Source organism: Paraliobacillus sp. X-1268, assembly GCF_003426095.1.
Taxonomy (GTDB): Bacteria; Bacillota; Bacilli; order Bacillales; family Amphibacillaceae; genus Paraliobacillus_A; species Paraliobacillus_A zengyii.
In genome coordinates this window covers 153836-175451 of the sequence record NZ_QJSK01000002.1, presented here as the reverse complement: position 1 = coordinate 175451, position 21616 = coordinate 153836, and the positions used below count along the sequence as shown (strand labels likewise).

19 protein-coding genes are annotated in these 21616 nt (G+C 35.1%); 7 read left to right on the top strand and 12 right to left on the bottom strand.

Annotation, left to right across the window (positions count from 1 at the left end; translation table 11 throughout):
* Positions 1–333 precede the first annotated feature (333 nt).
* A complete protein-coding gene (locus tag D2K62_RS05420) occupies positions 334–927 on the bottom strand; it encodes a DUF1836 domain-containing protein (protein WP_112182399.1) in 594 nt (197 codons plus the stop codon).
* 142 nt (positions 928–1069) lie between these two features.
* On the opposite strand from D2K62_RS05420, the gene trhA reads away from it, so the two are divergent.
* Positions 1070–1717: a PAQR family membrane homeostasis protein TrhA gene (gene trhA, locus D2K62_RS05415; protein WP_112182400.1), complete on the top strand. Its 648-nt coding sequence runs from the start codon at positions 1070–1072 to the stop codon at positions 1715–1717.
* 426 nt (positions 1718–2143) lie between these two features.
* Here the strand turns inward: trhA and D2K62_RS05410 are convergent, their stop codons facing one another.
* The gene (locus tag D2K62_RS05410) at positions 2144–2557 is read right to left on the bottom strand and encodes a NusG domain II-containing protein (RefSeq protein WP_112182401.1); all 414 of its coding nucleotides are present in this window, start codon (positions 2555–2557) and stop codon (positions 2144–2146) included.
* 138 nt (positions 2558–2695) lie between these two features.
* Between D2K62_RS05410 and D2K62_RS05405 the strand changes: the two genes are divergently transcribed.
* Entirely contained in the window at positions 2696–3781 is a 1086-nt protein-coding gene (locus D2K62_RS05405) for a mechanosensitive ion channel family protein (RefSeq protein ID WP_232824071.1), read from the top strand.
* Positions 3782–3844: 63 nt separating this feature from the next.
* Here the strand turns inward: D2K62_RS05405 and treR are convergent, their stop codons facing one another.
* From treR to D2K62_RS05375, 6 genes are all read right to left on the bottom strand, one after another.
* The gene (gene treR / locus D2K62_RS05400; RefSeq protein WP_112182402.1) at positions 3845–4558 is read right to left on the bottom strand and encodes a trehalose operon repressor; all 714 of its coding nucleotides are present in this window, start codon (positions 4556–4558) and stop codon (positions 3845–3847) included.
* Between the two features lie 21 nt (positions 4559–4579).
* Positions 4580–6259 (bottom strand): alpha,alpha-phosphotrehalase, encoded by a 1680-nt coding sequence (gene treC, locus D2K62_RS05395; protein WP_112182403.1) that lies wholly within the window; start codon positions 6257–6259, stop codon positions 4580–4582.
* A 77-nt stretch (positions 6260–6336) separates the two neighbouring features.
* Complete coding sequence (gene treP / locus D2K62_RS05390) at positions 6337–7782, bottom strand: PTS system trehalose-specific EIIBC component (RefSeq protein ID WP_112182404.1); 1446 nt, start codon at positions 7780–7782, stop codon at positions 6337–6339.
* A gap of 188 nt (positions 7783–7970) precedes the next feature.
* Positions 7971–8660, bottom strand: a complete 690-nt coding sequence (ric, locus tag D2K62_RS05385) for an iron-sulfur cluster repair di-iron protein (protein WP_117161062.1) — start codon at positions 8658–8660, stop codon at positions 7971–7973.
* Positions 8661–8758: 98 nt separating this feature from the next.
* Positions 8759–9106 carry a hypothetical protein gene (locus tag D2K62_RS05380; protein WP_112182406.1) on the bottom strand — a complete coding sequence of 116 codons (348 nt, stop codon included), beginning with the start codon at positions 9104–9106 and terminating at the stop codon, positions 8759–8761.
* A gap of 85 nt (positions 9107–9191) precedes the next feature.
* Positions 9192–9554, bottom strand: coding sequence for a DUF488 domain-containing protein (locus D2K62_RS05375; protein WP_112182407.1), 363 nt, complete (start codon positions 9552–9554; stop codon positions 9192–9194).
* 154 nt (positions 9555–9708) lie between these two features.
* Here D2K62_RS05375 and D2K62_RS05370 point away from each other — a divergent pair, with 154 nt between their 5' ends.
* Entirely contained in the window at positions 9709–11007 is a 1299-nt protein-coding gene (locus D2K62_RS05370) for an MFS transporter (RefSeq protein WP_112182408.1), read from the top strand.
* A gap of 678 nt (positions 11008–11685) precedes the next feature.
* Here D2K62_RS05370 and D2K62_RS05365 read toward each other — a convergent pair.
* Positions 11686–13380 (bottom strand): bifunctional diguanylate cyclase/phosphodiesterase, encoded by a 1695-nt coding sequence (locus D2K62_RS05365; RefSeq protein WP_232824073.1) that lies wholly within the window; start codon positions 13378–13380, stop codon positions 11686–11688.
* Positions 13381–13556: 176 nt separating this feature from the next.
* Between D2K62_RS05365 and D2K62_RS05360 the strand changes: the two genes are divergently transcribed.
* On the top strand, positions 13557–14576 hold the full coding sequence (locus D2K62_RS05360; RefSeq protein ID WP_112182409.1) for an LLM class flavin-dependent oxidoreductase: 1020 nt from the start codon (positions 13557–13559) through the stop codon (positions 14574–14576).
* Between the two features lie 32 nt (positions 14577–14608).
* Here D2K62_RS05360 and D2K62_RS05355 read toward each other — a convergent pair whose 3' ends face one another.
* Positions 14609–15214: a YpjP family protein gene (locus tag D2K62_RS05355; protein ID WP_112182788.1), complete on the bottom strand. Its 606-nt coding sequence runs from the start codon at positions 15212–15214 to the stop codon at positions 14609–14611.
* A gap of 160 nt (positions 15215–15374) precedes the next feature.
* On the opposite strand from D2K62_RS05355, the gene D2K62_RS05350 reads away from it, so the two are divergent.
* From D2K62_RS05350 to D2K62_RS19265, 3 genes are all read left to right on the top strand, one after another.
* On the top strand, positions 15375–15851 hold the full coding sequence (locus tag D2K62_RS05350; protein WP_112182410.1) for a DsrE/DsrF/DrsH-like family protein: 477 nt from the start codon (positions 15375–15377) through the stop codon (positions 15849–15851).
* A gap of 111 nt (positions 15852–15962) precedes the next feature.
* Positions 15963–17474, top strand: a complete 1512-nt coding sequence (locus D2K62_RS05345) for an aminotransferase class V-fold PLP-dependent enzyme (protein ID WP_112182411.1) — start codon at positions 15963–15965, stop codon at positions 17472–17474.
* Positions 17475–17773: 299 nt separating this feature from the next.
* Positions 17774–18901, top strand: coding sequence for a pectate lyase (locus tag D2K62_RS19265; protein ID WP_369974630.1), 1128 nt, complete (start codon positions 17774–17776; stop codon positions 18899–18901).
* A gap of 160 nt (positions 18902–19061) precedes the next feature.
* Here the strand turns inward: D2K62_RS19265 and D2K62_RS05335 are convergent, their stop codons facing one another.
* Complete coding sequence (locus tag D2K62_RS05335) at positions 19062–20519, bottom strand: cryptochrome/photolyase family protein (RefSeq protein ID WP_117161061.1); 1458 nt, start codon at positions 20517–20519, stop codon at positions 19062–19064.
* A gap of 233 nt (positions 20520–20752) precedes the next feature.
* Positions 20753–21565, bottom strand: a complete 813-nt coding sequence (locus tag D2K62_RS05330; RefSeq protein WP_112182414.1) for an ATP-grasp domain-containing protein — start codon at positions 21563–21565, stop codon at positions 20753–20755.
* Positions 21566–21616: the final 51 nt, after the last annotated feature.

Here is a 21616-nt window from a genome sequence, read left to right as displayed (position 1 = left end):
GAAAATTAAAGATGATAAAAGGCTATGAAAAAACGCCATTATATAAAGGCGTTCCTTTTATAGCTAATGGATTTCGTTACGTTATATTATCTAACATTAATTGTTATGTTTTTTAACTTAACGTTATACTAATACTTTTCCAATCTTTTGTCACTAGTTATTCTATCTAATATGGAAAATGTATTTTAGCTTATTTAACTAACTTTGATAAACTGCTAGCTTAATTGTTGTACAGCAGTCCGTCTTGTCATACTTAATTCGATATCATTCCAAAATACTCCTTCCAATCATTAGATTTAAAAAAGCACAGACAAGAAGTCTGCGCTAACATTTTTATTCATCTTTTTCTTCTTCATTAAATAATTCAGGAATTTGATCAACTAATTTCTCAGCTAGTTTTCGATACATATTACTTCTGTTAACAAGCGCTACAATTAATAATACTTGTTCAATATAAGCTTGATCTTCTTTATCAAAGTCATCCGCTTCTTTCTTCACGTCAGTTGAAAGTTTGTTAGCGTCTACTTTAAAGTCATCAACATTTTTATCATATAAGTTAATATAGTGATCATATATCAATTCCAAGTCAGTTTGATCTAAGTCTACTTTATCATTTAAATCTGATAAGACGACTTTAATATCATTGATCGAGAGTGTTCCTTTTAACTGGTATATTAAATGAATAAGCATAATATGTTCTTTACTATACTTTTTATTTTTAATTGGGAATAGTAACTTGGCCTTTGCATAGTTATTAATCATTGTTTTGGTTAATACTTTTTCCTCCTCATTACGCTTACTTTTAGAAAAGGTATTCTCAAACAACTGCGTAACTTGATCCATATACAAGTCAATCGATGGAATGTCTTCTCGGTTTATTTTATTATTTAATTCGAGTTCTTCGATAATTTTATCTATGTTTTCCATATCAAAACCTCAACTTTTAGCGGTGGTATTTCGTTCCATTATAGCTTAGTATACCCGCTACGTAAATCTTGACGAGATTACAATATATGATTATTATAGTATGTAGTATTTAAAACTATATGTTGTAATAGGAGTGTTTATTTTGAAACAATATATTCGCGAACCAATAAATGGATTCACTCATTTAGCAGGTGCTATTCTTTCCTTTATAGCTTTACTGGCCATGGTTATTAAAGCCACTGCAACAACCGGATCCCCTATAGCTATCACAGCAGTAATTATTTTTGGGATTAGTATGATTTTGTTATATGCGACTTCAGCAACTTATCATATGGTTATCGCTAAAGATAATGTAATAGCTTGGTTAAGAAAACTTGATCATTCGATGATATTCATTTTAATTGCAGGAACATATACACCATTTTGCTTAATCGCTTTACAAGGAACAATAGGTTGGTTATTATTTGGCATTATTACAGTGATTGCAGTAAGTGGGGTTATCTTTAAGATGGTTTGGTTTGATTGTCCAAGGTGGCTCTCTACCAGTCTTTATATAGTGATGGGATGGATGATCATTTTCGTTGCTACGCCACTATCCTCTTCTATCGATCCTACCGGTATGTTTTTATTAATTTTTGGTGGTATTATTTATACTGTCGGTGGCATTATTTATGCAACAGAACCTAAATTTTTAGCATCTAAATACATGGGTTTTCACGAGATATTCCATATTTTTATTTTACTTGGAACATTAGCCCATTTTCTAAGTGTTTATTTCTATGTATTATAAAAACCAAGAGAATTCACTTGGTTTTTATAAATTCAACTATTTAATAACTAAACTTTCTCACCAAAAAATAAGCACTAATTGTTGACTATTCTAATTTTTCGTACAGCTATTATATCGCTTGAAAGTTTTTTAAAAGCCTACTATTTAAAAGTTTTCGTTTAGTACGAAACACCATCAACTGCGACGTAACAGAATTACCTGACCCGCTTCTCAAGTAAAATTGACTCCCTTTCCGCAGGCACGGCTTCAGCTAACTTGGAAAGGGAGACCATTTGCTTGCGTAGCGTATCTACAGTAATAGATTTTTGTTTGTGATAAGAATGTTACGTCGTAGTTTCTCTCAAGTTCGTATGATGAAACGTAATGGTGCTTATGAAAGAAGCGCGAAGTTGACTTTAATACCTGTTTCACACTTTGAAAGTTGCGTTAATAAGAAATAATTTCTTCACTTTCTGTATCTGAACCTTCTGACCTGATTTCTATCAGTAACTTGTGTGGAAGACAAATAATCGTTTCTCCTGGTTCACTCTTCCAACCCATCTTTACTCCAACTTGATCAGGACTATTATCTTCTTTAATACGAATCTCTTCACCATTAACTTCTATTAAATTATACTGATTTCCTTTTCCTTCTATGATAAATTGGTCATTACCTTCATGACCAGTCAATGTTATTTCTTGTATTACTTCACCATCTTGAATGATTGCTGCGACAACTTGATCTCCTTCATTTACTGTCTTTGACATTGAAAAAACAGTCAATGGAATAAATGATATTGCTATTAAAATAACGATGATAATAACATCGAACGGCTTCATTATTTTCATGACATTGCGCATATTAAAAACCCTCTCTATAATAAGCGTTTACACACATTTCTATATACGCTTATTATACCACTTTTGTTTATAATATAGGTGGCATTTCTAGATTTATGATAAAATGTATCTATTCTTCAAAATGGTTAGGTGATGCATATGCAAAATATTATTGATTTTTTACAGAACTATTTTATCGTTGGTCAACTGGTTATCGTTGCTTCCGTATTGGCATTAATATTATTCACACGTCTACTTATCTTGTGGATAGCAACAAAAAAAGGGACAGACTATCCAGAGCGTAACCAAGCGATTCGCTATTTTTTAAACTGGATTACTTTTTATTGTATTCTTTTGTTTCTATTCTTTTATTTCGGTGAAACCAGTTGGATGTTAAAATCATTCTATCAATTAGGATCAACTAACATTACGTTATCTTTATTCTTAATAATATTCTTAATTTTATCGTTTGCTTACCAGATTTCAAAAGTGTTAACTAGTTTATTCATGCCACGTATTTACGATCGTTATCAACTTGACCGAGGTATTCAATTTACTTTTAATCGTGTTTCTCACTACATGATTATGATTATTGCTGTTATGATCAGCATTTCTACAGTTGGCATCAACCTTAGTGCATTAACTGTTTTCGCAAGTGTTTTAGGTGTTGGTATTGGTTTTGGACTTCAAAATATTACATCTAATTTCATTTCAGGTATTATTTTATTATTTGAACGTCCAATTAAAGTTGGGGATCGTGTCATTGTAAATGACATTATTGGTGATATTGAACAAATCAACATGCGTGCTACCATTATTAAATCAATTGATAACGAGCATATTATTGTTCCTAACTCTTATTTCTTAGAAGAACATGTTATTAATCGCTCTTATAGCGATCCAACGATGCGTCTTGTGATTCCAATTGGTGTTGCTTATGGATCTGATCCAGAACTAGTCCGTGATTTACTCATCCAAGTGGCAAATGATGAATCATCTTCAACAGAATCTGTCTTATTAGATCCTTTACCTTTTGTTTATTTTACTGGATTTGGTGACTCATCATTAGATTTTGAATTATTCATTTGGATTTCTAATCCAAATGACATTGTCCGGGTCAAAACAAATGTTAATTTTCGGATCCATCATATACTAAAAGCACACCAAATCGAAATCCCGTTTCCACAACGAGATTTACACTTACGTTCAGTTGATTCAACCATTTATGAAAAATGGCATCAATAATCTCTCGTTAAAAGAACCGATATCAATTGATATCGGTTCTTTTAACGAGTACAATTATTAACGTCAATGGTTCCTTCTCGCAAAATCAACAAAACGAAAGCGATCTGGTCGATGACGTGATTCTGTATATTGAAATAAACTTGCATCATCTAAATAAACATAATTTTTAATCACAACAATATTATGAAAACCATCCAAATCAAGCAATTCACGATCTTCTCCAGTCGGCTCATCAACTGTTATTTCCTTTTTAGCAAAACTAATCGTCAAACCCACTTCCCCTTCTAGATAAGAATAGATGGAATCCTCACATATTTCCTTTGATAAGTGCGGAACATACTTTTCATTAAAATAATCCTTATCTAAAATCACCTTATCACCAGCAAGGTCTCTAACTCGTATCACTTGCCAAGCCTGATCTTTATTTGATACGTGTAGCTGTTTTTTTAAATATTCATTAGGCGTTGATAGTGATACATCATGAACGATTGTTTTCACTTTATTATCCATCTTGTTAGTCAACTCTTTAAAACTAACTAATCCAGAGACAGGAAAATCATATTTATTCCTCGGAATTACTAAGGAGCCTTTTCCTCTTACTTTTTGAATGTAGCCGTTTTGTGATAATAGATTGAGCGCTTTTCGAATTGTTTCTCGGGATGTTTCATATTGTTCTTTTAATTCATGCTCCGATGGTAACAACTGGTCATCTTGCCATGTACCATTATCGATCTGCGTTACAATTTCATTATAAATCACTAAATATTTATTCGTCATACTACCTACGTCCTTATCTGCCTACATATTTAAATAATATACAATGGACTCATATGGACGAAGTTTTCCAGATCGAAAATCCGTTGAAGAATCGCGATAATTTGAAAGCAAAATGGTAGACTCCATTATATCCAGTTCTAAATTACCCGTTAATTCGAAGTCAGATTCTTCTCCATAAAAATTATTAAGCACTAATAATTTTTCATTTCCATTATTACGTATATAAGCAAAAATAGCATGATGGTCATCTAAAATCAACTGATAATCACCTTCAACAATGATATCATATTCTTTTCGAAGCTGAATGAGCTTTTGGTAATGATAAAAGATAGAATCTTGATCCTCAAGTGCCGCTTCTGCATTGATGGTGGAATAGTTATCCGCTACATTAATCCAAGGAACATCTGCAGTAAAGCCAGCATACGGCTTATCATTCCATTGTACAGGCGTCCTTGAATTATCACGTGACTTTTGTTTGAGAATAGCAATAATCTCTGAGTCTTTAAAACCTTCTTCTTTCTTCATTTTATACATGTTTAGCGATTCGACATCTCGATAATCTTCTATTCGGTCAAACGCCGGATTCGTCATACCAAATTCCTCACCTTGATATATATAAGGTGTACCTTGCATCATATGGATTGTTGTAGCTAGCATTTTGGCTGATTCTTTGTGATACATTACATCATCTCCAAAACGCGAGACAACTCGTGGCTGGTCATGATTACACCAAAACAGCGCATTCCATCCACCACCTTGATGCATCTTTGTCTGCCACTCAGAAAGAATTTGTTTCAGTTTCTGAAAATCAAATCGTGCATTTGTCCATTTCTTACCATTAGGATAATCCACTTTTAGATGATGAAAGTTAAAAGTCATATCTAGTTCTTGACGTTCAGGGTTGGTATATTTAATACAATTATCTATCGAAGTTGATGACATTTCTCCAACTGTCATTATGTTATATTCCGAAAAAACTTGTGCATTCATTTCCTGTAAATAGTCATGAATCTTAGGTCCATCCGTATAAAACTTTCTACCATCACCAGGCGCAACCGAGCCGTCATCATTAGGAAATGCTTGATTCTTTGAAATTAAATTAATAACATCTAACCGGAAGCCGTCCACACCTTTTTCTAACCAAAAATCCATCATTTGATAGATTGTATCGCGGACTATTTCATTTTCCCAATTCAGATCAGCTTGTGTTTTATCGAATAAGTGCAAAAAATATTGACCCGTTGTTGTATCATATTCCCATGCCGGCCCACCAAATTTAGATTGCCAGTTTGTTGGCTCTTTACTATTTATTCCATCTTTCCAAATATAAAAGTCTCGATATGGATTATTTTTTGAGGAAGCTGCTTGTTTAAACCATTGATGTTCTGTAGAAGTATGGTTGACCACAATATCCATAATAATCTTCATATCCCGCTTATGTGCTTCTTCTAATAACTGATCAAAGTCTTGCATTGTGCCATATTCTTTATAGATAGTATAGTAATCACTTATATCGTAGCCATTATCATTCTGTGGGGAGTCATAAATTGGAGTGAGCCACAGTACATCGACCCCTAATTTATATAAGTAATCTAGCTTCTCAATAATCCCTTGTAAATCACCTTTACCATTAGCTGTTGTGTCATTAAAACTCTTCGGATAAATTTGATAAACCACCGCTTTTTTCCACCATTGCGTCATTTTGTGCTCACCTTCTTTGATTTATAGATAGGACAGCATAGCAACTATACGTTCATAGTCGCTATGCTGTCTATTTATTATTTTTTCCCTAAGCGTTGAAATGCATTTTGACCCATTTTCATTTTTGAGAAAAGCATTGTTAAGAATAATGGGACTACAATTGCTACTGCCATTGCTACAAAAAACATTAGCCAATGTGCAGCTTGGATTGATAGAAAACCTGGTATACCACCAACACCAATCGAGTTTGCCATGACACCACTACCAACTGAAATAATTGCTGCAATCGCAGAACCAATCATCGCTGCCAAAAACGGGAATCCATATTTTAGATTAATACCGAACATCGCAGGCTCTGTAACTCCTAAGTAACAGGAGATAGCCGCAGGAATTGAAACCTGCTTTTCTTTTTCATCATTACGGTTAATGATAATCATTGCAACTACTGCTGAACCTTGCGCAATATTAGATAACGCGATCATCGGCCATAAATTCGTTCCATTAAACTCACTCATTAGTTGTAAGTCTATTGCATTTGTCATATGGTGTAAACCTGTTATAACCAGTGGTGCATAGGCAAAACCAAACACTGCTGCAAATAACCAACCAAATGCTGAAGTTAACCCACTATAAACGATATCAGAAATCCATGCACCGATTTCCCATCCAATAGGTCCAAGTACGACATGCGCAATTAGAACTGCTGGTAATAATGCGAAAAACGGAACAAATATCATCGAAATAACATTTGGAATAACCTTCCTTAAGCCAATTTCAAGATAAGCTAACACAAAACCAGCTAAAATCGCAGGAATAACTTGTGCTTGGTATCCAATCATATTAACTGTGGCGAAACCAAAATCCCAAAATGGGATATCTGTTGATCCCGCTCCCGCTACACCATAAGCATTTAATAACTGTGGCGATACAAGCGTAAGCCCAAGCACAATACCTAGAATTTGTGTTGTACCCATTTTGCGTGTAACCGCCCAAACTATACCAACTGGTAAGAAATGAAATATCGCTTCACCTATTAACCATAAAAAAGAATGTGTCCCTGCCCAAAATTGTGATAGTTCGATTAGTGCTTGATCACCATTTGGTCCAAAGTTCGGAATATCACCAATTACATTACGAAAACCTAATATTAAACCACCAACTACCAAAGCCGGAATTAATGGCGTGAAAATATCTGCAAGATGCGAAATCATTCGTTGGATGAAATTCATATTTTGTTTTGCCGCAACTTTCGCATCATCTTTTGATGTATCACCTACACCAGCAATTTTAGAGAATTCTTGATAAAAAGTGGATACTTCATTTCCAATAATGACTTGGAATTGACCTGCGTTCGTAAACGTACCTTTAACTAGATCTATTTCTTCAATTTTATCTGTATCCGCCTTCTCGTTATCATTTAAAACAAAACGCATACGTGTTGCACAGTGTGTGACAACTGAAATATTATCACTACCACCAACGTACTCTAGTAAAGCTTTGGCTGAATCAGTGTATTTACCCATTGTGTTGACCCCTTTCTTCTTTTACGAAGATTAATTTTAGTTTATATCTAAATAAATGACTTATACAATAAGGACAAGATAACTTGTATATACATGTTATCTGATTACGCTTTCATTATATCTTGTATATACATGTTAGTCAATAAAAAATTAAAAGGACATCAACAATTTTTGTTGATGTCCTTGGTTTATCTTTTAAATAATATATTATTTTCTAGATGAATATGCTCAAATGTATTTGCCTCTAACTCCGCTAAGCGAGCATATGTCATTCGATATGAATTACACGAACCTTCTGGTAGAACAAATCCATTAGTAACAGCATACATTTCCTTTAATAAATCACCGATTAGTTGATGTTCATTTTGCATCTTATCCGACAGTTCTTGAATGAGAATTGCCGTTTCTGAATCTTTGGTTTCTTCGTATTGAAGTATGAGTGGAAATAACGTCGTTTCTTCTTCAAATAGATGTGACTCTATGTCTGACATAAATGTGTGATATAAAATATGTAGCTCTTTAAGATGTGTATGACTTTTACCATGCACCCGATATATTTTGGTTACAAATTGACTAAGTGGCTCTAATTCCTTGTGCAAATAATCGTGGTGATGTTCTAGAATATGTTCAACTAAGGCTGTGCTTGATACTTGATTCCAATCTGTCACTACGTTCCCCGCTTCTTTCCAACTATTATACGCTTGATTTATAGATTGAAGAAGGTTCTCAACATCCACTTCTTTATCTACTAATACTTCTTTAAGTGGCATATCTCCCTCACAACAAAAATTAATTTGCTCTTTTTTAAAAATATCACTTGCTTGCGGGAAAGTCTTAACGATTTCTGCAGGTGTGTCATTTATTTGAAATGCTTGCATAAAATAACCTCCTAATAAAGTGTATATAAAGAACATAACGCACTTTTGTTTAGGAGGTTGTGAGATAAATCACTTATAAGTAAAGTTCATTACTAGTATTATTCAAATGCATTTTTATCTACATGAGCTTCATTTTCTTGTAATATTATTAACGCTTCTCCAAAATCTTCTTCTGCAACCTCACACTCTAACACTGTTTTATGTTCTGTCTGACCTGGTTTTAAAAGACCATCACCAAGTGCAGGAATTGGATAAGGAGAACTACTAGGAGTTGTAGAAGATTGTCCCCCACTTGCAGCTACCAATGGTACAACTACTTTATTTTTCAAACCATCGGAAACCTCATCGATCATTACATTGCGCACATTAACTTTATTGTTTAACTTTGCATGAACGCTTTCTGCATCATTTTCAGTCTTAAAATAAGCTTGTAAGGATTTAAACATTTTGATCATCCTTTCTAATTTTGTTTGAGTTTCTATTTATAATCTATACCATCCGTTACCCTACTACTCACAAAATAAACAATTACTAATTAATATTCTCTAATTCTTCCTTTAATACTAACGCTTGGTTATGCTGTTCATCCTTGGCTGCATACAAAAGTGTCACATTATCATTTGAACGAATAACGTCTTTTAGTTCCTTTAATGCTTCTTGTTTCTCTGAGTCTTCTTTTAACTCTGTTTGATATTTTTGTTTAAACGTTTGATACTTATCAGGATCATGTTGGAACCATTTCCTTAATGACGTTGACGGCGCTAGTTCTTTCAACCAATTATCCAACTGTAAATTTTCCTTGGAGATACCTCTAGGCCAAACACGATCAACTAATATTCTTTTCCCATCATCTTTTCTGATAGTTTCATATACGCGTTTTACTTTTATTGTCATTTATTATCACCTATTTTTTCTATTTCACTTACACAATGAAACTAAACCTCTATAATTGTAAATTTAGTCCAAACTTTTCAAAATAATTGAGACAGCATGTATTTTATTGCGTAACATGAGATTTAGTTATTAATGATAAAAGGTGGAGGTATAAATGAGGAAGTTCTCTAAAAGGGAATCAAGCTGGGTATTTTATGATTGGGCTAATTCTGCTTATTCTATTGTTATTACAACAGCTGTTTTTCCTATCTTTTATAAAGCAGCTGCGACGGAAGCTGGTGTTTCAGGGCCAAATTCAACTGCTTATCTTGGCTATACCATTTCTATTTTCACATTTATTCTAGCTATGATTGCCCCAATTTTAGGGACAATTGCGGATTACCAAGGATATAAAAAACGGTTTTTCACCTTCTTTTTCAGCTTAGGTATTACAGCCACCGCAACACTTGCTTTTATCCCTAGTGATAATTGGCTATTGCTCTTAATTTGTTATTTAGTAGCTTCGATTGGATCAACGGGTGCAAACATTTTTTATGACGCATTTTTAGTTGATGTTACAACAGACAAGCGCATGAATCGAGTTTCTGCACGCGGTTATGGTTTAGGCTACATAGGTAGTGCCATACCATTTTTATTAAGTATCGTCATTATTCTATTGGCACAGCAAGAAGTTTTACCCATATCTAGTATTACAGCAAGTCGAATAGCGTTTTTAATAACTGCAGCTTGGTGGGGTCTATTCTCAATCCCCTTATTAAGAAATGTAAAGCAACGCTATGCGATCAAACCTGAACCACACATTATTAGAAATAGTTTTAAACGACTTAGTGGCACCTTTAAAGAGGTTAAGAAATACCGAGCCGTATTTTTATTCTTACTTGCTTATTTCTTTTATATTGATGGGGTTGGTACGATCATTTCCATGTCTACTGCATATGGAACCGACCTAGGATTGAATACCACAAGTCTCTTAATTGTATTATTTGTTACCCAAGTAGTTGCGGCACCGTTTTCCATTTTATATGGAAGACTATCTGAAATCTTTAAAGGAAAAAAGATGTTGTATGCTGGAATCGGCGTATATATGGTAGTTTGCATCTATGCGTTCTTTTTAGAAACAATTGTTGACTTTTGGATTTTAGCAATGCTTGTTGCAACATCACAAGGTGGTATTCAGGCTATAAGTCGTGCATATTTCGCAAAACTCGTACCAAAGCATCAAGCTAATGAATTCTTTGGTTTTTATAATATCTTTGGTAAATTCGCATCCATTACTGGTCCATTGCTAGTCGGTATAACAACGCAAATAACAGGACGTTCAAACTTGGGTGTGTTTAGTCTTATCTTATTATTCATTGTAGGTATGATTATATTAAGACTTGTACCAAATCCAGATCAAAATCTCACTAATAATAACGCTATTATTCAAACAGATGACATTAACCCTTTATAACTAACTTAACTTTAGCGAGTGAAGGCATTTAAGTCTTGATAAACACGCGAAATTTCGCAATCTAAAGGTGAAGTTGACTTCAAACTACTTTCGTTAGCATCATTACGTTTCATCTTGCTAACTTGATAGAAACTGCGACGTAGATTCCATACTCGCTCCACAATTAAAATGGGATCGCTTTCCGTAGGCACGGCTTCAACTAACTCGGATAAGCATAATTCGCTTTCCGAGTGGATCTTCAGCCCGCGCTGTTCCCACTGGAGTCTCACCCATTTCAATTGCTCCGCTGGATAGGCGATAAAACTGATACATCGTCTACTGTTCAGGAATTTTAATTGTGCTTATGACAATAGCTGTTCACGTTATGCTAATTGATTGTAGCGTAGGACAGTCGACTCCTGCGGGAAAAGCAACAGCTGAAAATCCCGCAGGAAGTGCTTTTTGCTTCCGAGGAAGTTGAAGCGTTGGGTCTGCGATTACTCGACCCATCGAAAAGACTTGCCCGCGGAAAGCGACTGTCCGAAGCGAAAATCAACATGGCGGTTTATGTCTCAGTTGATGATTATTCTGATGCATGGAACGTTTTGTCAGAGTCTATGGATGTTTCACACGCTAAACTTAAAAAGCGACGGATTAGTACTTATTTTGGCTAAAAAGTTATGTGACTAGTATTTCTGTTTATTTACCGATTAACTTTTTGGTCATAGCATCTACTGGCAATGGTTTACTAAAATAATATCCTTGAATCAGGTCACCGTCATGTTCTTTAAAAAATTGCAATTGTTCCTTGGTTTCTACACCTTCAATTAAAACAGTTAGTCCTAATGATTTACCTAGTTGCATAATGGAATGTAACAATGCGGCATCCCGTTTGTTCTCCGGAACATTAATAATAAAAGAACGATCGATCTTTAAAGTATCAACTGGAAAATCTTTTAAATAATTTATCGATGAATACCCTGTCCCAAAATCATCAATAGAGATCGAGATACCTAAAGCTTTTAATTTATGCAGTTTGCTAATGATATGCTCTGGGTCAATTAATAGACTTTCTGTAATTTCTAATTCTAATGAAGCTGGCGACAAGCCTGTTTCATTTAAGGTTTGTTCCACTTTATTAACAAATTTCGGATGAACAAACTGTACGGCAGAAACGTTAACTGATACAGGTATAGCTTCGAACCCCTCTTCTTGCCACTTTTTATTTTGAACACAAGCTGTATACATTACCCATTCTCCAAGCTCAATAATAAAGCCTGTTTCTTCTGCAATCGGAATGAAGTTCGCAGGGCTAATCATGCCAAATTTTGGATCACTCCACCTAATTAAAGCTTCCATTCCTCTTAATTCCGATTCCACCGTATACTTTGGCTGATAATGAAGTGAAAATTCATTCTCTTCTAATGCGTGTTGAAATCTTTTTTCCAACCTCATCCGTTCTGCTAACTGTTCTGATAATTGCAGATTAAAATAAGCATAACTACGCGTTGTGAACTGTTTAGCTTGTTTCATTGCAAGAGAAGCAAATGTAAGCAAACTTTCTACATCCTGTCCATTCTCTGGGAATTGGCTTATTCCAATACTATAATCTAGTTGAATCTCTTCTCCTTGTAATAAATAAGGACGACTTAGTTTTTGCTCCAATTCCGTCAATATATCTTCTAAGGATAGCTCATTCGAATACAAAATAACAAAATCATCAGCAAAACTACGACATATCGGCGTTAATGTACATACTTGACGTAACCGCTCTGCTACTTGCAATAAAATGTTATCACTCAAGGCTTCTCCGTATGTATTATTTACATTACGAAAACGATGTAAATTGATACGTAACAGGCTACCTTTTTTATCTTGATTAATAATTTGTTGAATACGCTTCTTAAAAAAATCTAAGTTCATTAATCCTGTTACACGATCAAAGTTAGACAACTCTTTCATTTTCTTATTGGAGTAATTCTTTTCTTCAATCTCTTCAGTAACATCAAACTGTAATCCAATAAAATAAGTTAATTTACCTTCCGTATCATGGACAGGACTGATAATAAATTGATTCCAGAAATAGCTGCCATCCTTGCGATAGTTTTTTAAAACTACACCAGTTGCTTCTGCTTCCTTAATAGCATCTCTTACTTTATCTACTTCTTTTTGGTCTGTACTATTTCCTTGTAAGAATCGACAATTTTTATTTAAAACTTCTTCCTTATTATAGCCAGTCATTTCAACAAATCCTTGATTAACATAAATAAGTGGTAGTTCCCTTTTTGTAGCATCAACAACAGTTAAACCTACACCCATTGAATTAATAGCATCTAAGAAATGCGGAAGTTTCATTTCAGATTCAAATTGATTAAGAATATCAGTTCGTTGCATTAAATTTTCGACCCCTTTGACTTGTCCGTCTTCTTATTTACTATATCATGAGATGTTACTACTTGTTTAGTCAAAAGCTGTTGTAACTAAAAGGAAATTTACTTGAAACAGATAATTGGAGAAAAAATAAAAAACGGCGTATTCTAAGATTACTTTAATATAGAGGAGCTTTTAAATTGACTACACATAAATATTTCAACGGCGTGCCACTATCTGTTTTAGATCTTGCGCCTGTAAATGAAGGAAGCAATCCCGCTGCATCATTTAAACATAGCGTTGCATTAGCAAAAGACGCTGAGAAATTGGGTTTTCATCGTTATTGGTTTGCTGAACATCACAACATGCCAGGAATAGCAAGCTCAGCCACATCCGTCGTTATTGGACACATTGCTGGAGCCACCAAAACGATTCGTGTCGGTTCTGGAGGAGTTATGCTTCCTAATCACGCACCACTAGTAATTGCGGAACAGTTCGGAACTTTAGAGTCTCTATATCCAGGTCGTATCGATCTCGGTCTTGGCCGCGCTCCAGGTAGTGATCAAGGTACAGCTTATGCTTTAAGACGAACGTTGAACAGCTCAGCTGAAGAATTCCCAGAACAATTAGCAGAGTTACAAGCTTATTTTACTGAAGAGGGTAACAGAGGCGTTCGTGCAGTACCAGGACAAGGTTTAGCTATTCCTACTTGGTTATTGGGATCTAGCGGATTTAGCGCACAACTAGCCGCCGAAAAGGGGTTACCTTTTGCATTTGCGAGTCATTTCTCACCAGATTATACAATACCAGCATTAAACATTTATCGGGATCATTTCAAACCTTCTCATACGTTAACAAAACCATATGCCATGGTTGGCGTTAACATTGTTGCTGCTGATACAACGAAAAGAGCAGAGTGGCTAGCTACTTCACAGCAACAACAATTTTTAAGCATTATTCGTGGTAAGCCTACAAAATTACAACCACCGATTGATGACATTAATACTTTCTGGTCAGCACAAGAAAAAGCAGCTGTTGAAAAAACACTTGATTCGCGTTCAACTATCGTTGGAAATGCAAAACAAGTTCAAGAGAAACTAGCAGCCTTTTTAGCTGAAACAAATGCTGATGAAGTCATTATTAGCTCACAAATTTATCACCAGGAAGATCGACTACGTTCTTATGAGATAGTAGGAGAAATGTTACAAAAAAACGACTGATTGCTCAGTCGTTTTTTTTTGCGTAACTTTTATTATGCCATCCATTTTGGTGGTGTATCTTTACTCCAGTATACTTCGCCAATAGTGTGGTGTGTTTCATATCCATCTTGTTCTGTATGATAGTGGAAATTGAACCAATAGCCTTCTTGTGGACGGTTATCTCTACGAACATGGAAACGTGCAATATCTTGCTTTGTTCGCTCATCATATAAGTCAAATATTTTCTCACCATAACCAGCATATTGTGCTTCTGATACCTTAATATAAGGAACTTCATCACTTCCTACATCTTGTAAGATTGTTGCAACCACCTCTTCAATTCCAGGCAAAATTTCAGAAGTAAAGTTAGCTTCAATTCGATTCGAAATTTTCGGTCCTAACTTTAGGAAAGCTTGCGCCTTTGCTTGCTCTGTTAAGCTACTGATTGGATCTGTATCCGGAATAAATGCATCGACTATTTCAGTCGTTTCATCTATAAAAACAGATCCATTATCTACCAGAGAATCGTCTTTGGACGACTCGATTTCTTTATTACTTGCTTCCGTGTTTGTATGTAATTGTACCGGGGGGACATACATGCCTAACGTCATAATTGAAACCAATACGACAAATATTTTTTTCAACCAAATATTTTTCATCACGTAAGTACCCCCCTTTATCAATTACTGCTGTTATATTAAATTTTAGCATGATTATTTAGAAAGTCTATCTTTATATATACTTTTTAATCAAATTGAAATATTTTTATACATTTTCAGGCGCGCATCGCACATACTATTGGAAAAAAGGAGTGTAACCATGTCAGAAGAAATGAATTTATTAATGTTTAGTGGTGAATATGACAAAGCAATGGCAGGCCTAATTTTAGCAAATGCTGCACGTGAGCTTGATGTTGAAGTAACCATGTTTTTTTCTTTTTGGGGTTTATGGTTAGTTCGTGATCCCGAAAAAATTTCAAACGAGGCCAAGACTATTTACGAAAAAATGTTCAGCTCTTTTTCACCTAAGGGCATAGAGGACCTCCCATTATCAAAAATGAATTTTAACGGTTTAGGAAAAAAACTATTAGTTGATATGATTGATGATAACCATGCACCTCACCTTATACACTTCTTAAAAGGCGCACGAAAAAAAAATGTGAAGTTTTATGGATGTAAACTTTCAGTAGATATCATGGGCTTTAAAGAAGAAGAGTTATTACCTGAATTAGAAATCGTTGATGCAAAAACATATTTAAAAAGTGCGTTACAATCAAACATGCAGTTGTTTATCTAATAAAGTCTTTAGCCGTGACAAAATTATGTCTTATCCCTTTTATGCATAACACTTTCATCATTTAAACATAGGCTGATGGTAGATGTTTTTGATTAGAAGGGCGGATTGACGATGTTTAAAGCAAAGATCGGTAATAATATAAACTATCCAACTGGCGAGTTAGAACAACACTTTCAAGCATTTCGGAGACACATAGTTGGCCATCATCACGTATTTCATTCTCCTTATGGAATAAAAAAAATCATATACGCAGATTGGACGGCTAGCGGTAGACTATATCGTCCAATCGAAACAAAAATCACTAATCTTTTTGGTCCGTTTATCGGAAATACACACACAGAGTCAACTGTTACAGGAACCACAACAACAGAGGCTTATCATTATGCGAAAGAAATAATTAAAAGCCATGTCCATGCAGATGATTCTGACATATTAATCTCAGCTGGAACAGGTATGACGGCTGCTGTAACTAAATTACAAAGGTTACTAGGGATACGTGCCCCCGAAAACATGCAAAAGCAAATGCATATAAAGAAGGAAGATCGTCCAATAATCTTCGTCAGTCATATGGAACATCATTCTAATTATCTCTCTTGGCAAGAAACAATTGGTGACGTAGTTATGTTACCCCCAAGATCAGATGGTACGATCAACATGGATGAGCTTCAATCACTCCTCACCAAGTACAAAAATAGAAAATTGAAAATTGGCGCCTTTACGGCTTGTTCCAATGTAACCGGCATTCAAACAAACTATCATCAATTAGCAAAGATTATGCATCAGCATGGTGGGGTCTGTTTTATTGACTTCGCTGCTTGTGCTCCTTATGTTGAGATTGATATGCATCCTAAAGATAAATTAAAAAAATTAGATGGAATCCTTTTTTCGCCTCATAAGTTTCTAGGTGGACCTGGCACAAGTGGCATTTTAATACTATCGAATACTTTACTTAAAAACGCTATACCCGACAACCCAGGTGGTGGAACAGTTTTATGGACAGATCAATGGGGGGATTATAAGTATGCATTTAATCTAGAAGAACGAGAAGATGGTGGTACACCAGGTTTTTTACAAATGATCAAAACTGCATTAACCCTTCAACTAAAAGAACAGATGGGTATCGAAGAAATGCACCATCGAGAGAAAGAATTGATAGCTTTTTTCCTACCACAATTAGAACAAATGAAAGAGATTACTATATTAGATAATTCATCTTTACATCAACGTCTAAGTATTATTGCATTTTATACAAAAGATATTCATCATCATCTGTTTGTGAAATTATTGAACGATCGATTTGGGATTCAGGCACGAGGTGGCTGTTCTTGTGCTGGACCATATGGTCATTACTTATTTAACATTGATCATTCCTACTCTAAAAAAATGGCCAACAAAGCAGAGGCTGGTGATATGTCATTAAAGCCTGGTTGGGTAAGGATTTCTTTACACCCTGTCATGTCAAATAAGGAAATTCAATATATACTCATGGCCATTAAAGAGGTCATCGAACATAAAGATGAGTGGTGTAAAGACTATCAGTACAATTCTCAAAAGGATACATTTGAACATATTCGTTTAGCTGAAGTACCAGCATTGGATATGAGTCAATTGTTTTCCACATGACTATAGAATTATTTATACCATTTTCTAAAAGGTCCATTGTCAGAAAAGATTGATGAACAATGACGTAGTACTCGCTTTTCATATAATGATGTAAGCGAGTACTACTATTCATATCATATCTATTATAAGTATAGATGAAAATAACGTTTATGATAGAGTCGTTAGTAAAATAGTAATGTACTACTATTTTACTATTGTAATATTTTACATAATCTGTATACTAATATGTGTAATCTATCGGCCGATAGAAAACATCATGAGCTTTTCTTAACATACGTATTCATCAAAAATTCACTAAAATGAAGGAGATGTGCGGAATGAAAAGAAAGGTCTATTTATTATTAGCTTTAAGTTTATTTATCGGTGTTTTTATGATAGCGGGTTCAGTGCAAGCAGCTAGTTTTGAAGCAAGTAAATCCTATAAGATTGTTAACAAATCTAGTGGCAAAGCACTTGAAGTTTATGACTGGTCTACAGCAGACGGTGGAAATATTGTACAGTATGATGATTGGGGTGGCCTGAGCCAACAATGGAAAATTATTAATGTTGGAAATGGTTACGATAAAATTGTAAACGCATTCAGCATTAAGGCAATGGAAGTCCAGGATTGGTCGACTGCAGACGGTGCTAATATTGCACAGTGGTCAGACTGGAATGGCGATAGTCAACAATGGAATATCGTCGACTTAGGTAATGGCTATGTCAAAATTATCAATAGATTCAGTGGAAAAGCGTTAGAGGTGTATGAGTGGTCCGCAGCTGATGGCGCGAATGTCGTGCAATGGGCAGATTTAGGTGGAGATAATCAACAATGGCGGATTACTGAAGTCACACCATCCGATACAATTACAGTAAATCAAACCATTGTTGTAGAAGAAGGACAAACCTTTGATGGTGAAGGGAATAGATATGTTGCTAATCCCAATACAGTTGGAGATGGTAGCCAGGATGAAGATCAAGATCCAGTATTTCGTTTAGAAGATGGCGCAACATTACGCAACGTTGTGCTAGGTGCACCAGCAGCCGATGGTGTGCATACGTATGGGGATGTTCTCGTTCAGAATGTTGTCTGGGAAGACATTGGAGAAGACGCTCTAACCATTAAAGGCGAAGGTAATGTTACAATTCGTGGTGGGTCAGCTCAACACGGCGATGATAAGATGTTTCAAGTGAACGCACCTTCTACATTTAATATTATTAATTTTACCGCAAACGATGCTGGTAAAATGATTAGACAAAATGGTGGCACTACTTTTAAGACAAGTATTAATATTGAAGGCAGTGTAATTACCAATATGGATGAAGCTATTTTTAGAACAGATAGTAATACGAGTGAAGTTAACATGGTAAACACACGTTATTCAAATGTCGGGAATAAGTGGTATAACGTGCAACATGTATCCGAAAATAATAATTTAGAATTTTAATTCAATAGTTACAAAAGGAATTGGATGCATGTCATCCAATTCCTTTTTATTTTATGAACTTCACTTATCCACACACTATCCACATAATCTAATTTAATGAAATAACTGAAACCATTATTGTAATAAAACCTGTGGATTGTCTCAGTCATCCACAGGTTTTTTAAATACTATTAATTTCTTTCATTTCATAATAAGCTACTAAAGCTCGTTCCCTAGCTGCTTTATGATCAACGATGTGTTCTGGATATGTTTGTCCCAGTTTTATCCCCAACTGTGTTAATACTTTTTCCGGAGCGGTCCATGGAGAGAAGATGTATTTATTTGGTAAGTCAGCGATTTCCGGAATCCATTTTCGTACATACTCGCCATCTTTATCAAACTTCTCCCCCTGAAGAATAGGGTTAAACACACGAAAGTATGGAGAAGCATCATAACCTGATCCTGCAACCCATTGCCAACCCATCGTGTTATTTGCAAGATCATGATCAATCAATGTATCACGGAACCATGCTGCGCCTTCTAGCCAATGAATAAGTAAATGTTTAACCAAAAAGGATGCAGTAATCATGCGAATCCTGTTATGCATCCATCCTGTTTCCCATAGTTCACGCATTCCAGCATCAATTAGCGGATAACCTGTCATACCACTTTTCCAACGATCTAACGCTTCCGTATTTTTCAGCCATGGAAACGCCTTAAACTCATCTTTTAACGGTTGGTTAATAACATGTGGATAACTAACTAATTGATGATAAGCAAAGTCACGCCATACTACTTGTCGTAAATAGGACTCAATTTGCTTATAACGATCACCTTCCTCTTTACTAACCATATCTAATTTCTCTTTACTTTGATACCAGATACTACGTGGACTAATTTCACCCCATGCAAGATGTGGTGATAGTTTTGAAACACCTTCTTTGGAGGGAATATCTCGCTGATCATCATATTGTTCAATTGCATCTAGTAAAAAATCTTTCCATTTCGTATAGGCACCATTTTCCCCTGGGGTCCAGTAATGATTAAATTTATCTGACCAAGGGTAATCTGACAATAGACCTAGCTCTTCCAATTCTCCAACAACAAAGTCAGAAGGGAGTTTAGAATTTATACGCTTCGGTTTAGGAACTGGCTTTTCTACTATTTGCTGTCTAGCTTGTTTCAAAAAAGGTGTGAATACTTTATAAACATTATCTTGCTTATTTCTCACTGTGCCAGGTGTAAATAGTAAGTTCGAATGAAAGGTTTGCACACTTATTCCTTGCTCTGCGAGAACATTACTGATTTGTTGATCACGCTCACTTATTTGAGGTTCATACCGTTTAGTAAAGAATATACCATCTGCCTGTGTTTCTTCTATTATTCTTTGTAACGTTTCTTGAGTTGGACCTTTTCGTAAAATTAGTGGAACATGATACGTTTTTAATTCCTGTTGCAAAGCTTTTAGACTATGATGTAACCACCACGATTCAGCAGATCCCATCCCCATGTCTTCTTCATCAGGTGCATGTATGTAGACTAAAATAACATTATCTTCTTTAGCGGCTTCATATAAGGCCATATTATCTTGAAGTCGTAAATCTTTACGAAACCAAACGATCATTGTTTTTTTGGACATAACTATCTCCCTTTTAAACACATGTCATAACTTTATTATAATATCTATTCCCTCTAGTACAAGTAACCAACCTTATTATATATAAAAAAGCAGAGGGTCTATTATATCAGAACCCCTCTCCTTCTCTTATCATAGTTTTAGTAAATGTAATGTCATCAGTAAAATACCTATCCAAATCATACAAATTTTTAAAATTACTTGCAGAAGTATAAGTGCAAACGACTTCGTATAGCTTATGAAACAGTTCTAGTTGGTAAAGGCCTTGTTGGAAATGGCTGATTAAATTCATTACTTATATATTGATAGATTGCTTGTTCAAGAGATACTCCTGCCCTTTGCAAACCTTGATTACCGAATAATATATTGAATTCCAGAATATAAAATTTACCTTCACTAATCATGACATCAAATCCAGCATGATTAATATTTAACTCCTTTGCTATTCGGAGAACAAGTTCACTAGCTTCCGGTGGGACAAAATCATAACAAAGCTTGCCGCCTTGGGCAAGATTATGCAGAAATTCCCCTTCCATTCCAACACGCCAATAAGATGCGAAAATTTCATCACCTATTACACATATTCGCATATCTTTCCCATCATTCTCTAAATGTTCTTGTACATAAAGTACATCATTTTGCTTTGCATAATTGATAAATTGTTCTTCACTTTCAATAAGAAAAGTCCCTCTACCCATTGAATTCCGTATTTCTTTAGCGACAAAGGGAAAAGGAAACGTATCTAATATCATCGCGATATTTGTTGGCGTACTTGCCACAATCTCTGTATACGGTACATTTTCTGGCGCAACAGCCCATAACGCTCTTGTCATTTCTGTTTTACTAAAACCGAGTTGCATCGATTCTATACTAGGGAAAATCTTTTTCTTCCATCCATAAACAAGTGCTGGGACTTGCCACGTTTCCGGGAATAGGACAATATCCGCTTTCCTAATTGCATCTATTTCTTTAAACATAAGATCAGGTTTTATATAATGCACGCCTGGCATACCAATCGTGCGAAAGGCATTAAACGATACGATTTTCATGTTGCTATTCTCACACTCCATCTGACTAGAATCAGATATAGCATAGCACCT

Excerpts from the sequence above, each read along its gene's own strand:
- treP (WP_112182404.1), bottom strand. The coding sequence starts at position 7,782 with ATGGGTAAATACACTGATTCAGCCAAAGCTTTACTAGAGTACGTTGGT.
- D2K62_RS05370 (WP_112182408.1), top strand. The coding sequence starts at position 9,709 with ATGAGGAAGTTCTCTAAAAGGGAATCAAGCTGGGTATTTTATGATTGG.
- D2K62_RS05330 (WP_112182414.1), bottom strand. The coding sequence starts at position 21,565 with ATGAAAATCGTATCGTTTAATGCCTTTCGCACGATTGGTATGCCAGGC.
- D2K62_RS05410 (WP_112182401.1), bottom strand. The coding sequence starts at position 2,557 with ATGCGCAATGTCATGAAAATAATGAAGCCGTTCGATGTTATTATCATC.
- D2K62_RS05350 (WP_112182410.1), top strand. The coding sequence starts at position 15,375 with ATGTCAGAAGAAATGAATTTATTAATGTTTAGTGGTGAATATGACAAA.
- treR (WP_112182402.1), bottom strand. The coding sequence starts at position 4,558 with ATGACGAATAAATATTTAGTGATTTATAATGAAATTGTAACGCAGATC.
- D2K62_RS05355 (WP_112182788.1), bottom strand. The coding sequence starts at position 15,214 with ATGAAAAATATTTGGTTGAAAAAAATATTTGTCGTATTGGTTTCAATT.
- D2K62_RS05380 (WP_112182406.1), bottom strand. The coding sequence starts at position 9,106 with ATGTTTAAATCCTTACAAGCTTATTTTAAGACTGAAAATGATGCAGAA.
- treC (WP_112182403.1), bottom strand. The coding sequence starts at position 6,259 with ATGACGCAATGGTGGAAAAAAGCGGTGGTTTATCAAATTTATCCGAAG.
- D2K62_RS05405 (WP_232824071.1), top strand. The coding sequence starts at position 2,696 with ATGCAAAATATTATTGATTTTTTACAGAACTATTTTATCGTTGGTCAA.
- D2K62_RS05375 (WP_112182407.1), bottom strand. The coding sequence starts at position 9,554 with ATGACAATAAAAGTAAAACGCGTATATGAAACTATCAGAAAAGATGAT.
- D2K62_RS05345 (WP_112182411.1), top strand. The coding sequence starts at position 15,963 with ATGTTTAAAGCAAAGATCGGTAATAATATAAACTATCCAACTGGCGAG.
- D2K62_RS05335 (WP_117161061.1), bottom strand. The coding sequence starts at position 20,519 with ATGTCCAAAAAAACAATGATCGTTTGGTTTCGTAAAGATTTACGACTT.
- D2K62_RS05420 (WP_112182399.1), bottom strand. The coding sequence starts at position 927 with ATGGAAAACATAGATAAAATTATCGAAGAACTCGAATTAAATAATAAA.
- D2K62_RS19265 (WP_369974630.1), top strand. The coding sequence starts at position 17,774 with ATGAAGGAGATGTGCGGAATGAAAAGAAAGGTCTATTTATTATTAGCT.
- ric (WP_117161062.1), bottom strand. The coding sequence starts at position 8,660 with ATGCAAGCATTTCAAATAAATGACACACCTGCAGAAATCGTTAAGACT.
- D2K62_RS05365 (WP_232824073.1), bottom strand. The coding sequence starts at position 13,380 with ATGCAACGAACTGATATTCTTAATCAATTTGAATCTGAAATGAAACTT.